Source organism: Amycolatopsis bullii, from assembly GCF_014654205.1.
In the GTDB taxonomy this organism is placed as follows: domain Bacteria; phylum Actinomycetota; class Actinomycetes; order Mycobacteriales; family Pseudonocardiaceae; genus Amycolatopsis; species Amycolatopsis plumensis.
In genome coordinates, this window is the sequence record NZ_BNAW01000005.1 from 290,252 (window position 1) to 302,488 (window position 12,237).

The 12,237-nt window shown below is 69.2% G+C and carries 11 protein-coding genes and 2 pseudogenes; 7 read left to right on the top strand and 6 right to left on the bottom strand.

Annotation, left to right across the window (positions count from 1 at the left end; all coding sequences use genetic code 11):
* Positions 1-69: 69 nt before the first annotated feature.
* Positions 70-3,552: a tetratricopeptide repeat protein gene (locus tag IE317_RS09745; RefSeq protein ID WP_191308376.1), complete on the top strand. Its 3,483-nt coding sequence runs from the start codon at positions 70-72 to the stop codon at positions 3,550-3,552.
* Positions 3,553-3,599: 47 nt separating this feature from the next.
* Here the strand turns inward: IE317_RS09745 and IE317_RS09750 are convergent, their stop codons facing one another.
* The gene (locus tag IE317_RS09750; RefSeq protein ID WP_191308378.1) at positions 3,600-3,887 is read right to left on the bottom strand and encodes a hypothetical protein; all 288 of its coding nucleotides are present in this window, start codon (positions 3,885-3,887) and stop codon (positions 3,600-3,602) included.
* A 160-nt stretch (positions 3,888-4,047) separates the two neighbouring features.
* Here IE317_RS09750 and IE317_RS45575 point away from each other — a divergent pair.
* Positions 4,048-4,355, top strand: a pseudogene (locus IE317_RS45575) (phage tail termination protein); the annotation flags it as partial.
* Between the two features lie 256 nt (positions 4,356-4,611).
* Here the strand turns inward: IE317_RS45575 and IE317_RS09755 are convergent.
* The gene (locus IE317_RS09755) at positions 4,612-5,658 is read right to left on the bottom strand and encodes a ferritin-like domain-containing protein (protein ID WP_191308380.1); all 1,047 of its coding nucleotides are present in this window, start codon (positions 5,656-5,658) and stop codon (positions 4,612-4,614) included.
* Positions 5,659-5,811: 153 nt separating this feature from the next.
* Here IE317_RS09755 and IE317_RS09760 point away from each other — a divergent pair, with 153 nt between their 5' ends.
* The 4 genes from IE317_RS09760 to IE317_RS09775 all read left to right on the top strand — a co-directional run bounded on the left by IE317_RS09760 (position 5,812) and on the right by IE317_RS09775 (position 9,651).
* On the top strand, positions 5,812-6,570 hold the full coding sequence (locus tag IE317_RS09760) for an SDR family oxidoreductase (RefSeq protein ID WP_191308382.1): 759 nt from the start codon (positions 5,812-5,814) through the stop codon (positions 6,568-6,570).
* Positions 6,571-6,572: 2 nt separating this feature from the next.
* Positions 6,573-8,297: an L-aspartate oxidase gene (locus IE317_RS09765; RefSeq protein ID WP_229902600.1), complete on the top strand. Its 1,725-nt coding sequence runs from the start codon at positions 6,573-6,575 to the stop codon at positions 8,295-8,297.
* A gap of 74 nt (positions 8,298-8,371) precedes the next feature.
* Positions 8,372-9,265, top strand: coding sequence for an RNA polymerase sigma-70 factor (locus tag IE317_RS09770; protein ID WP_191308386.1), 894 nt, complete (start codon positions 8,372-8,374; stop codon positions 9,263-9,265).
* Between the two features lie 20 nt (positions 9,266-9,285).
* Positions 9,286-9,651: a siderophore-interacting protein gene (locus IE317_RS09775; protein ID WP_191308388.1), complete on the top strand. Its 366-nt coding sequence runs from the start codon at positions 9,286-9,288 to the stop codon at positions 9,649-9,651.
* 33 nt (positions 9,652-9,684) lie between these two features.
* Here the strand turns inward: IE317_RS09775 and IE317_RS09780 are convergent, their stop codons facing one another.
* From IE317_RS09780 to IE317_RS09795, 4 genes are all read right to left on the bottom strand, one after another.
* Complete coding sequence (locus IE317_RS09780; RefSeq protein ID WP_191308491.1) at positions 9,685-10,419, bottom strand: SDR family oxidoreductase; 735 nt, start codon at positions 10,417-10,419, stop codon at positions 9,685-9,687.
* Positions 10,416-10,784: a cupin domain-containing protein gene (locus IE317_RS09785; RefSeq protein ID WP_191308390.1), complete on the bottom strand. Its 369-nt coding sequence runs from the start codon at positions 10,782-10,784 to the stop codon at positions 10,416-10,418. Before IE317_RS09785 ends, IE317_RS09780 begins: the two co-directional genes overlap by 4 nt.
* 72 nt (positions 10,785-10,856) lie before the next feature.
* A complete protein-coding gene (locus tag IE317_RS09790) occupies positions 10,857-11,021 on the bottom strand; it encodes a hypothetical protein (protein ID WP_191308513.1) in 165 nt (54 codons plus the stop codon).
* Entirely contained in the window at positions 11,018-11,227 is a 210-nt protein-coding gene (locus IE317_RS09795; RefSeq protein WP_191308392.1) for a hypothetical protein, read from the bottom strand. Before IE317_RS09795 ends, IE317_RS09790 begins: the two co-directional genes overlap by 4 nt.
* 238 nt (positions 11,228-11,465) lie before the next feature.
* Between IE317_RS09795 and IE317_RS45435 the strand changes: the two are divergent.
* Positions 11,466-11,564, top strand: a pseudogene (locus IE317_RS45435) (hypothetical protein); the annotation flags it as partial.
* Between the last annotated feature and the right edge of the window lie 673 nt (positions 11,565-12,237).

The window sequence follows — 12,237 nt, forward strand, 5'->3', positions numbered from 1 at the left end:
GTAGCTCTCGTGCCAGCCGAAGAGTGGACGGAGCACCGCGTGGCAGGTCGACGCAAAGCCTGGAGACGCGTGGCCTGGATCAGCCTTGAGGTCGTTGTCGCTGTTGGTTTCGCCGGATTGCTGACGAACGTGGCCAGCAATCAGCTACCCGGCTGGCTGTCGAATCCATGGGTGGTGTTCCCTGGCCTGGCGGTGGTGCTGGCCGGCGTGATTGCGCTAACCGCGCGCCGGCACGACGCGAGCGGCCCCGGCCGTCCCGCAATCGAGCCGGCAGCGCGCCCATCGCTCGACCCACCTCGTCGGCCCCTGCCTGCGCGTCCGCCGGAGGTCTGGTTGTTGCAGCCACGATACAGCGTGGTGCCGTACCTGGGACGGAAAGACCTGCTGGATGACCTGCAAGCGTGGTGCACCGAAGGCCGGCCGTTCAGCATCGGCCTCATCACGGGCGAAGGCGGATCAGGCAAGAGCCGGCTCGCCGCCGAGTTGTGCGGCCGAATGCAGACGCACGCCTGGGACGCCGGCTTCATATCGAGCATCGAGGCGCTCACCGAATTCGACCCGAAGTCCCCCACCTTGCTGGTGGTCGACTATCCGGAGAACTGGCTCACGGTACTCGGCGCCACGCTGGAACGGCTGGCCAACCGAGTAGCCGCGCCACCGGTGCGAGTACTACTCCTGGCCCGCAAGGCGGCGGCTCGTTCCCCTTGGTGGGCCGACCTCGACCGAACCAGTCACCGGACCGCGTCGCTCTACACCGGCCTGCGCCGCGATCTGGCCGAGTATCCCCTCTCGCTCTCCGAACGCCAGCACCATGCTCAGGTAGCCGTACAGGCATTTGGCCGGTTCCTCGGGGTCGAGGCGGCCGCAGTTCCGGATGTGGCAAACGAGGAATTCGCCAACCCGCTGCTGGTGCACATCGCCGCGTTGCTGGCCGTGCAAGGCCATCACGCCGAGCCGAACTCTCCGTCTTCGGTACGCGAGGATGTACTGGCGCACTTGCTGGACCGGGAACAGAGCCGCTGGGCGCGCCTGCAGGTCACGCACCAGCTCGCCGATCTGCACGAAACCCATGCGTTACGCGCTGTCCTGGCCGCCGTGCTGTGCGCGCCGAAGGCCGGCGAAGCGGCCGCATTGCTTGCAGCGCTTCCGGAGTTCGCCGGGGCAGCACAGAACGAACGACGTGGGCGAATCGCCTACTGGCTGGCCGATCTGTACCCCGGCGAGCTCCTCCTGGAGTCGTTCGGCCCGGACCTGCTGATCGAGGAACTTCTCGACTCGGCCGCCCGCGGCTCCGCTGACCTGCAGGAGGTAGTGGCCGCGGTACACCTCGGCACGACGAGCTCACGTCACCGTGGCCGGATGCTGACCACCCTGCGGTTGGCTGCCGACCGCCCGGCGGTGTACTCCGTCCTGCACCGGTACCTCGCTGAGAGCCTGGCGGCGCTCGTGACGCAAGCGCTCGACGATGCGGACGGCGCCTTGGCGAATGTTCTCGACAACGTGCTGACCTACTGCGGTGAACGCGGAGATCCTGAGCTCAAACTCGCCCTCGAGTGCGGCCAGCTGCAGATTGATGCGCCCGCTGTGCACGAACGTGGCGCCCAGTTGCTGTGCACCACCATGCAGCTGGCAATACCCCTGTTCCGGGGCATGGCGAAGATCGATCCGGTGGAAGGTCTCGAAGTTTTCCACGTCGGCCTGTCTCAGCTGATCCATCGTTACGGACAGGCCGGCCGACGTGAGGAAGCGCTGGCCGCAAGCGTCGAGTGCGTGGAGGTGAGCCGGCAGCTGGTGAACCACAACCGAGACCGGTATCTCGCCGATCTGTCATTCGACCTGGGCAATCTCGCCGCTGCCCACGCCGAACTGGGACAGCACGGTGAGGCCCTCTCTGCCGCCGGGGAAGGTGTTGCGCTGCAGCGACAACTGGCCCGTGAGGGCAAGGGTGACGAGTCCAAGCTCGCCATGGCGTTGTACCGGTTGAGTGGTACCCAGGCCGAGATGCAAAGGTTCGACGAAGCACTGGCAGCCAACTCGGAAGCGGTTTCGAGCTTACGCGTCCTCGCCGGGCAAAACCGGTCCTACTACCTGCCGGTCCTGGCCAAGGCGCTGAGCATCCGCGGCGCTATCCTGACCGGCCAGCACCGGCTCGACGAAGCATTGGTTGCGGTTACGGAGGCGATCGCGCTATGCGAAGACCTGGTCGGCGAACAGCCGGAAGATCACCTGTCCTCACTGCAGTACGACCTGGGAGTCGCCTCGCGCGTAAACGCGGAGCTCGGCCGTTACGACGAAGCGTTGGCAGTTGCCGAACGCGCGGTCGCGGTGAGCCGCCGGCTGACCGCGGCCAACCCACGGCGCCACCGAATCGTGTTGATCAAGAATCTTGGCGGCTTGGCCAGGGCACATCTCGGGCTCGCCCGGCCGGATGATGCCGTCGCGGCCGTCGAGGACGCTGTCACGCTGGGCCATCAAGGCACGGAAGGGGATCTCCTCGCGGCTCTCGGCCAGCTCGTCAACGTGCTCGTCGAGCTGGACCGGCATCTCGACGCACTGCCGTTCTGCGAGACAATGGCGTCGTTGCTGCGGCGGCTCTCCGAATCACAACCGCGGTTCCTCGGCACCTTCGTGTCGACGCTCATCGACCTCAGTCAGATCCTCGGCAGTCTCGATCGGCCGGATGAAGCCCTGACGATGGCGCAAGAAGCCGTGGAAACCGGACGAGGACTCGATGCCTCGGAAGGTTCGAAGCTGGCGCGCGCGCTTATCGAGCTCGGCGATCGATACTCGCGGCTGCGGCGCCTGCCGGAAGCGCTGACCTGTTTCGCGGAAGGTGCGAAGTTACTACGAGCAGCTGATCAGACTGCATTGCTTGCGCTGGCGCTGGCCAAGCTGGCGGATCACCATGCCCGGCTGGGCCATCAAGATGAAGCGCTTGCGGCAGGAATCGAGGCGGTCCAGATGGGCGAAGTCGCGTTGAAAGCCAGCCGGGCTCCGCGCCACTGCGCCGACTTCGCCTATGCCCTGGAGGTGGTCGGCAACATTCACCTGTCGTTCGGACGTGCCGAGGACGGGGTCGGGCCCTTTATGCTAGCCGTCGAGTTGCATGAAGAACTCGCCAAGTTCGACTCCGGCCGCTACCTCCACGGGCTCGCCGCAACTCTTCACGGCCTTGCGAACGCTCAGGTGGCGGCAGGGCGGAACGAGGAGGCTGTCGAAAGTTGCCTGCGGGGTAACCGTCTGTACGAACAGCTCACCGACGCCGACGAAGATCATTACCTTTTCCAGTTCGCCGGGTCGTTGAAGGCCCTGCGGGATACTCACGTCACCGCGGGACAGTTCGAGGAAGCCGTGTCCCTCGCCCACCGGCTGGTGGAAGTCCTGCCACGCCTGGTGGCCAAGGATCCAGGATTTCATGGAATTCTGGTCGAAAGCTGCCGCGAACTCGTTTACCTGCTCAGCATGCTTGGACAGTTCGCCGAGGCGCGACGAATCTCTACACTCGCCGATACGTACGAAGAAGCTGCGCAGGCCGAACCCCCGAGCGGGTAGCCGATTGCCCTCTGCCCCGCAGGCTGGATCGCCGGCCCATGCCACCCTCACGGCAGGTCGAGGCGTCGGTGGGGCCGGTCCGTCGCGGCGAGCGCGGCCCGGCTGGCCGCACCATTCATCTCCGATGTCCTGGCCGACGAGTACGCGTCCGCGCAGCCGCTCGCCGTCGTCCCGTCTGCGTTCGCCGGGTGACGACGACCGGGCTGCCCCCGGCGTTGCCGGCGGACCTGCTGTTCGTCCGGGCTGCTCGCCGACATCGGCGCGGGCATGTGCACCACCGACGCCTTGCTGATCGGGCTGCGCCGGGCTGCCGGGCGCGGGAAGGCGTTCAGCATCGGCACCGTCGTACCCGTCCCACGGATCGGCCCGTGACCCCTGAGGGGCTGATCGGGCAACAGCTCACAGTGGAGCGCCCGGCAGGCACCAACCGCTGCGGCGACCCGCTAGCCGCCACCGGACACTCCTCGATGGCTCCCGGCGGATCGAGCGAAACGACCCACGGTCACGGCGACTCCGGCCGACCTCACGCCGCCCCTCATCCGAGTCAGCGTGTCGGGGGCACCGTTCGCGTCGAAGTCGCTTGCTACGGCTCCGACCGCGCGGCTGCATGACAGCTGGCCGAGCAGCGCCGCCAGATCATCCTCGGCGAGCACGGACACGGGTCGCCGGCGCGCTGATCGACACCGCGCGCACTGACAACCCCGCCAACACAGGTCCCCTGCGCAACGACCGAGGAAGTACGTTGCGTTCTCGGCTACTACCGCCTGGCGTGGCGGCGTCGGCGTGGAGGTGAGTTGAGGTAGCCGGTCCAGCCGTCAGGCGAGGAAGTACCGTCGAACTCCAGCTCGAACCTGTCGCCTCTTCTCAGCGGCACTTCGGATGCGATAATCCTGGCAGCCCGACCGGACAGCGGGTTTCCGCAGCTCACGGCGGCTATGGAACACCCGTCCGGTCCACCGGCACAGACACGTGCGACATCGTTCACCTGGCGGCCGCCGGGCACGTCACGTGAATGCGCGATCCTCGGAGCGGCCCGCGCCACGGGCGGCGGCCCGTACTTCAGTTCCGCCGCTCGGGTGGCACATACTCGAACGTCGGGCCCGCGGTCGTCTTCCCGTCACCGGTGGGCATCTTCATCAGCGCCAGCGCCTGCTTGCGCAGCCCGAACATCGTGCCGACGGCGTCCGTCATCCCGCCCGGGTTACCGGTGAAGGCCTCTTCCAGCTGGTAGAGCAGCAGGCTGTAGGTCTGGTTGAACTCCTCCTGGGCGACGCGGACGGCGCTGCCCTCCGGGTAGTCGGCGGTCCGCGGGTTGTGCCGCATCGGCAGCACGCCGTCGAGGTCGATCGCGATCTCCTCGCCGGTCGGGCCGGACTGTGGGGTGTCGCCGGTTCGGTAGCGGCGGCCCACTTTCAGCTCCTGGAACCGGAAGTAGTGCGCGACCTCTTCCCGGTCGGGGTGGAACACGTCGCGGTCGCCGTCCCACACGTCCGTGCGCGCCGCTCCTTCACCCTGCTCGACGATCTCCGCCAGCGCGGCCGACGCGGACTTCAGGTCGTGGACCGGCAGCACCTCGCCACCTCCCCCGCGGAGGTGGAACTCGCCGATCTGCCGAGCCGGGTCACCGGTGAACACCTGCTCCTCCCCCAGCTCGTCGCACAGCATGCGCAACCCCTGCTCGATCGCGGCGTAGAACTGGCCGATCGTCCGGTACTCGTCGCTCTGCGGCGGCGCGTCCGCCGACGCGGGCTGCTCGATGCGCAAGAACAGCTCCAGGGCCTCCGGGCCGAACGGCGCCAGGTGGACGTGCACGGACCGGTCGCCGTGCGGCAGCGGATGCGGGTACGGCGGCAACAGGTCCGGCGTGTCGAGCTTGGGCGAGCCACCCACGGCGTTGAGCAGGTTCGCGGCCAGGGCCAGGTGGATCATCTCCTCGGCGAGGACCGTGCCCACGACCTGGGTGGCTTCGGGGTTGCGCGCCGGGTCCAGCGAGTACAGGGCGCACAGGTAAGGCGGAATCGTCGCGTGCTCGAGTTCGATCGCCCACTGCAGGTGGCGGCGGAGATCGTCGATCGTGTCGATGGCGTGGGCGCCACGGGTGTCCATGCGGTACTCCGGTTCGTCGGGTCGGTGTCGGCAGCCAAGACAGGACACCGGCGCGGTTTGTGACAGCCGGGCTGTCACAAACCGGGACCCTGCCCGGTCCTTGCTGGAGAACGACGTCCCGGAGCGGCCGGGATGCGGGAGGAGAGGCACACCATGAAGATCGTCGTGATCGGCGGCAGCGGGCTGATCGGCTCGAAACTCGTCCGGAAGCTGACCGCACACGGCCACGAAGCGGTCCCCGCGTCGCCCGACACGGGCGTGAACACGCTGACCGGCGAAGGGCTGGCCGAAGTGCTGGAGGGCGCCCAGGTCCTGGTCGACGTCTCGAACTCGCCCTCCTTCGCCGACGACGCCGTGCTGGACTTCTTCCGCACCTCCACCGGAAACCTCCTCGCCGCCGAGGAGAAGGCCGGGGTGGAGCACCACGTGGCGTTGTCGGTCGTCGGCACCGAGCGGCTCGTCGAAAGCGGTTACTTCCGCGCGAAGATCGCGCAGGAGAAACTCATCAAGGAGTCCGGACGGCCGTACTCGATCGTGCACGCCACGCAGTTCTTCGAGTTCGTGGGGAGCATCGCCCAAGCGGCGACCGAGGGGAACACCGTGCGCCTGTCGGACGCGCGCATCCAGCCCATGGCCGCCGAAGACGTGGCCACCGCGGTCGGCCGGGTCGCCGCCGGCGCACCGCTGAACGGCACCGTCGAGGTCGCCGGTCCCGAGCAGTTCGGGCTCGACGAGCTGATCCGCACCGGGCTGGCCTTCCGCGGTGACCCCCGCGAGGTCGTAACGGACCCGGACGCGCGCTACTTCGGCGCCCTGCTGGACAAGGACATGCTCCTGCCCGGCCCCGGCGCGCAGCTGGCCGCCACCCGGTTCGCCGACTGGCTCCCGCTTAACCCGCCGCCGGCGAAGTGACCATGACCGAGCACCAGATGGCCACGTCGGTCCTCGTCATCGGGACCGGCGGAGGCGGCCTGCGCGCCGCGATCGAGCTGGCCGAACGTGGTGTCGACGTCCTGGCGGTCGGCAAGCGGGCGAAGTCGGACGCGCACACCACCCTCGCCGCGGGCGGCATCAACGCGGCGCTGGCGACGATGGACCCGGAAGACTCGTGGCAGCAGCACGCGGCGGACACGCTGAAGGAAAGCTATCTGCTGGCCGATCCCGAGACCGTGCGGATCGTGACCGAGAACGCCGCCCGGGGCATCGAGGACCTCGAACGCTACGGAATGCCCTTCGCGCGCGAGGCCGACGGGAAGATCTCCCAGCGGTTCTTCGGCGCGCACACCTACCGCCGGACCGCGTTCGCGGGCGATTACACCGGGCTGGAGATCCAGCGGACCCTGGTCAACCGGGCGGCGCAGCTCGGCGTCCCGATCCTGGACACCGTTTACGTCACGCGGATCCTAGTGCGGGACAACGTCGTCTTCGGCGTCTACGGGTTCGACCTCGCGGACGGGACGAGGTACGTGATCCACGCCGACGCGGTGATCCTCGCCGCCGGTGGCCACACGCGCATCTGGCGCCGCACGTCGTCCCGCCGCGACGAGAACACCGGCGACTCCTTCCGGCTCGCCCTGTTGGCCGGCGGCCGGATCCGCGACGCCGAGCTGGTGCAGTTCCACCCGTCGGGTCTGATCGCGCCGGAGAACGCCGCGGGCACGCTCGTCTCCGAGGCGGCACGCGGCGAGGGTGGGGTGTTGCGCAACGCGCTCGGCGAGCGGTTCATGGCCCGCTACGACCCCGACCGGATGGAACTGTCCACACGCGACAGAGTGGCGCTGGCGGCCTACACCGAGATCAAGGAAGGACGGGGAACGCCGGGTGGCGGCGTGTGGCTCGACGTCTCACACCTGCCGCGGGAGACGATCATGCGTCGCCTACCCCGGGTCTACCAGACGCTGCTCGAACTGCAGATGCTCGACATCACCCGGGAACCGATCGAGATCGCGCCCACCGCGCACTACTCGATGGGCGGGGTCTGGGTCCGGCCGGAGGACCACGGCACCGGCGTCGAGGGCCTGTACGCCCTCGGCGAGGCTGCGAGCGGTCTGCACGGCGCGAACCGGCTTGGCGGCAACTCCCTGATCGAGCTGCTGGTCTACGGCCGCATCGTCGGTGAAGCCGCCGCGCGCTACTCACGCGACCTGGGAGCGCAACAGCGGTCAGCGCCGGCGACGGAGGAAGCCCGGGGCGAAGTCGACGAGCTGCTGGCCGCCGACGGCCCCGAGAACGTGCGCGCCCTGCAACGGACGTTGCGGAACACCATGACCGAACACGCCGGGGTGGTCCGCGACGAGCCCGGCCTGGTCGCCGGTCTGGCCGAGCTGGACGAACTGGAAAGCCGGATGCGGGATGTCGGCGTCCACCCGGACACAGCGGGGTTCCAGGACCTCGCGCACGCGTTCGACCTCAAGGCCGCGGTGCTGGCCGCGCGCGCCACGCTCGAGTCGGCGCTCGAGCGCCGCGAGACGCGTGGCTGTCACAACCGCGCGGACCACCCGCAGCTCGACGAGTCGCTGCGCGTGAACCTCGTCTGGTCCGGGCCAGGGCGAATCGAGCGCGAAGAGCTTCCGCCGATCGCGGAGGAGATCGCGTCGCTCATGCGCGAGGTGTCCACCGCGGGCAAGCTCGTCGAATGAGTTCCGGGGGCCTCGGCCGCGCGGCCGAGGCTCCGGGGCCGACGTCGTAGAGTCGTGGGGTGACGGATTCCGGGATGAGTGCCGAACTCGGCGACGTGGTCGATCTCGAGGCGGCCGCGGCCGCCTTCACGCGGGTGCGGCCGCGCCTGTTCGGGATCGCTTACCGCGTGCTCAGCAGCGTCACCGAGGCGGAGGACCTGGTGCAGGAGGTCTGGCTGCGCTGGCAGACCTGCGACCGGTCCACGGTGACCAACCCGGAAGCGTTCTTGGCGACGACCACCACCCGGCTGGCCATCAACGTCCTCCAGTCGGCCCGGAAACGCCGGGAGACCTACATCGGGCCGTGGCTGCCCGAACCGGTCGACACCGCCGCGGACCCCTACCTGGGCGCCGAACGCGGTGAAGCGCTGGAGTTCGCGACCCTGCTGCTGATGGAGAAGCTCACTCCCGGCGAACGCGCGGCCTACGTGCTGCGGGAAGCCTTCGACTACTCCTACGCCCAGATCGCCGACATCCTGTCGTCGACCGAAGCCGCGGTGCGCCAGCTGGTCAGCCGGGCCCGCAAGCACCTCACGAGCAAGCGGCACGCGTCGGTGCCCGCGGCCGAGCAGCGGGAACTGCTGACCACGTTCCTCGCCGCCGCCCGGTCCGGCGACCTGGCCGAACTGGAGCGGCTCTTCACCCCGGACGTGACCAACCTGTCCGACGGCAACGGCCGCAAGGGCGTCGCCCGCCGTCCGCTCGTGGGCAGCGTCCGGGTGGCGAAGTTCCTGCTGGCGATCTCCAGCTGGTTCTGGGACGACATCGAGGTGGAGTGGACCCAGGCCAACGGGCAGGCCGCCGCCGTGCTCCTCCAGGGCGGCGTCGTGTACGGCCTGCTCACGGTCAGCGCCACCGCCGAGGGCATCGATCAGCTGCTGTGGCTGGTCAACCCCGAGAAGAACAAGGCGGTGTCGGTCCCGGCCTGACCCGCCGGCGGGAGGGATCCGTGTTCGACCCGCACGACGAGACCGTGCGCCGGTTCGCCGCGGCTTGGCGCCGGCGGGACAGCGCCGCGCTCGAAGCCGTCCTCGACGACGACGCGGTCGCGACGTGCGATGGCGGCGGCCTGGTCCCCGCGCCGGCGAGGACCGTGTGCGGCGCGACCGAGGTCGCCCGGCTGGTCATCGAGGTCATGGGCGGGCGCGCGGACACCGAGCTGACCGTCGAGTCCGTCAACGGCCGCGCCGGGCTCGCGCTGCGCCACGCCTCGCGCGCCGTCGCGGTCGTCGGCACCGAAACCGCCGGGTCCCGGATCACCACGCTCTGGATCGTGCTCAACCCGGCCAAGCTGACCGCCTGGCACCGCGGTTGACCGGGCCCGCACGCTGGGCGGGCCCGGTCTCCCTCACCGCGCCAGCCACTCCCGGTAGGTAGTCTTCGCGATGACGGCGCCGTCCTTGGCGATGAGGGCGTCGCCGGGCGCGGCCGCGAACAGGCCGGCCTGGTCGTCGGTCACGACGGGACGCCGGTCACCCTGGGCGGCGAGGGTGATCCGGCCCAGCTCGTCGAGGGCGAACACCTCCGGCCCGGCGACGTTCCGGGTCCCCCGCAGCGGGGCACCCGTGCTGACGTCGGCGACCGCCTGGGCGACGTCGTCCGCGGCGATGGGCTGGATCCGCGTCGCGGGCAGGCGGACGGTGTTCTCGTCGGAGGTCCAGGACATCGTCGCGCCCATGAACTCGAAGAACTGCGTGGCCCGCACGATCGAGTACGGCACCGGCCCGGCCTTGAGGATGTCCTCCTGCAGCACCTTGGCGCGGTAGTAAACCAGGTCCGGCACCAGCTCGGCGCCCACGATCGACAGGATGACCGCGTGCCCGACGCCGGCCGCGGCCGCCGCCTCCAGCAGGTTGTCCATGGTCGTCCGGAAGAACGCGGGCGATGCGTCGTCGAACGTCGGCGAGTTCGTCAGGTTGACGACGACGTCGGCGCCGGCCAGCGCTTCGGCCAGGCCCTTCCCGCTGAGCAGGTCCAGCCCGGTGGACGGCGAGTGCGGGACGGCTTCGTGCCCGTTCGCGGTCAGGATCTTGACCACGCGGGAGCCGATGAGCCCGGTCCCGCCGATGACGGCGATCTTCACTTCCTCGACCATCCCTTCGCGCTGAGTTCGTCCTCGGTCACGAGGTCGACCATCGGTTTGCCCGGTTCGCACAGCATGGTGACGGTGAACCGCACCGGGACGTCGTCGCGGTTGTTGCCGTCCTGGTAGTGGATGACGTCCCCGCCCGGCTCCCAGAACGCCTCGCCGGCGCGGACGATCCGCGGCGGCTCGCCTTCGAGTTCGAACACCATCTCGCCCTCCAGCACGTAGCCGAAGGCCGGTCCGGGGTGGCGGTGCGGCGGGGTGCCGGGGTCGCCCGGCGGGTACTCGATGACGATCGTCATCGCCTGCGCCCCCTCCGGGATGAACGGCGGTTTCGCCTCCTGCAACACGGTCAAAGACATGAGAAGACCTCCTCGACGAACGGATACCTCAGCTACGACCGGGCAGCCCCGCGATTTGTGACCGGCGGACCGTCACGTGCCGCGGTGCGGCGTCGCGAGGGTGCTGCTCGCCGACAGGAGGCGCAGTTCGCGGCCCCGCCGGACCGCCGCCCCGCGGTCGGTGGCGCCGAGCTTGGCGTGCATCCGGCGGATGTGCGTTTCGTCGGTACCGGTCTTCGATGCCAGGGACCTGCTCACCTGGTTTCCCCTTCCTCGACCGCTTCGACAGCGCCGAGAAGACCGCGGAGGTTGACCTCGTAGCGCTCGGCGTCGGTGGGGTCGAACAGCCATTCGGTGACCGGTGTGCGGGCGACGTCTTCGAAGTGGCTCGATTCGGCGATGGCCAGCTCTGCCGCCACCTCGATTTCGAGCCCGTGCAGGAACGCTTCGTTGTCCGTGCTCATGTCTCCTCCAGAGAACTGCGGTGTCCCGTCGCCCGGTCACCGGCTGAGACACGACAGCCCGCCGTGTTGTGACAGGCGCGACCAAGTTCCCGGTCACAAGCGCCGGCGCTGCGCTGTCCTGGCTCGCGACCGACCCCAGTGGGATGGAGCGAGCCCTTGCCGCCGATGAACTCCAAGATCCGGATCCGCGTCCGGATGAGCGCGCGCCGAGCCGCACCGCGCGTCGAGCCAGCTCGAGCTGCTGTTCGACCTCGTCTTCGTGGTCGCCGTCGCGGCCGCCACCGCCCAGCTCGCCCACCACATCGCCGACGGACACGCCTGGACCGGCCTGGTTGGGTTCCTCCAGGTGTTGGCATACCGGCTGCTGACCATGGTGCAGATGGCCGGTGTGCTCGTCGTCGCCGCCGGGGTGCCCGCGACGGCCACCGGCGACTACCGCGCCGTCGCGGCCGGCATTACCGTCCTGCAGATCGGCTGGGTGAGCTGGCTACTCCTCGGCGAGACAGGTGTCTTTTTGCCGGGCACTCGGCCAGGGGCACACCGCGACGCTCGCCGGCTTCCCCGGTCACGAAAGCCTTCGGCGGGTCTTCGCCAAGAAGCTGTCGATCAGCCCGGCCGCCGATCAGCGCCGGTTCGGGACAGCCCGCCGCTGACCGGCCCAACACCACGTCGATCAGTGACCGCGCGGTGGCCGCTCTGCTCCGCCCGGGAGGTCGGCCGACGCCAGACCATGCGGTCCGGGTGGTCGTCCCAGCTTGTCCAGCCAACCGGCGGCGATTCAGAAGTGCAGAACTCGGCGTTCGACATCATCGAGCTCCCAGCCCCCAGCGGCAGGACTGTCTTGCGGATTCCGCAGACGGGGGAGCTGAAGCGTCGCCATCAGACGTCATACATTGTTCAGAGCGCATCGCGGCTACGCTGCTTGGATGAGCGGCTCGGAGCACGCCGTCAGGACCCCACAGCCGCGACATCCGTCCAACGTGCCCGCCACGGGTCCACAATGGAGCGAC

Excerpts from the sequence above, each read along its gene's own strand:
- IE317_RS09750 (WP_191308378.1), bottom strand. The coding sequence starts at position 3,887 with ATGCTGAACGCCTTCCCGCGCCCGGCAGCCCGGCGCAGCCCGATCAGC.
- IE317_RS09755 (WP_191308380.1), bottom strand. The coding sequence starts at position 5,658 with ATGGACACCCGTGGCGCCCACGCCATCGACACGATCGACGATCTCCGC.
- IE317_RS09760 (WP_191308382.1), top strand. The coding sequence starts at position 5,812 with ATGAAGATCGTCGTGATCGGCGGCAGCGGGCTGATCGGCTCGAAACTC.
- IE317_RS09765 (WP_229902600.1), top strand. The coding sequence starts at position 6,573 with ATGACCGAGCACCAGATGGCCACGTCGGTCCTCGTCATCGGGACCGGC.
- IE317_RS09770 (WP_191308386.1), top strand. The coding sequence starts at position 8,372 with ATGAGTGCCGAACTCGGCGACGTGGTCGATCTCGAGGCGGCCGCGGCC.
- IE317_RS09785 (WP_191308390.1), bottom strand. The coding sequence starts at position 10,784 with ATGTCTTTGACCGTGTTGCAGGAGGCGAAACCGCCGTTCATCCCGGAG.
- IE317_RS09795 (WP_191308392.1), bottom strand. The coding sequence starts at position 11,227 with ATGAGCACGGACAACGAAGCGTTCCTGCACGGGCTCGAAATCGAGGTG.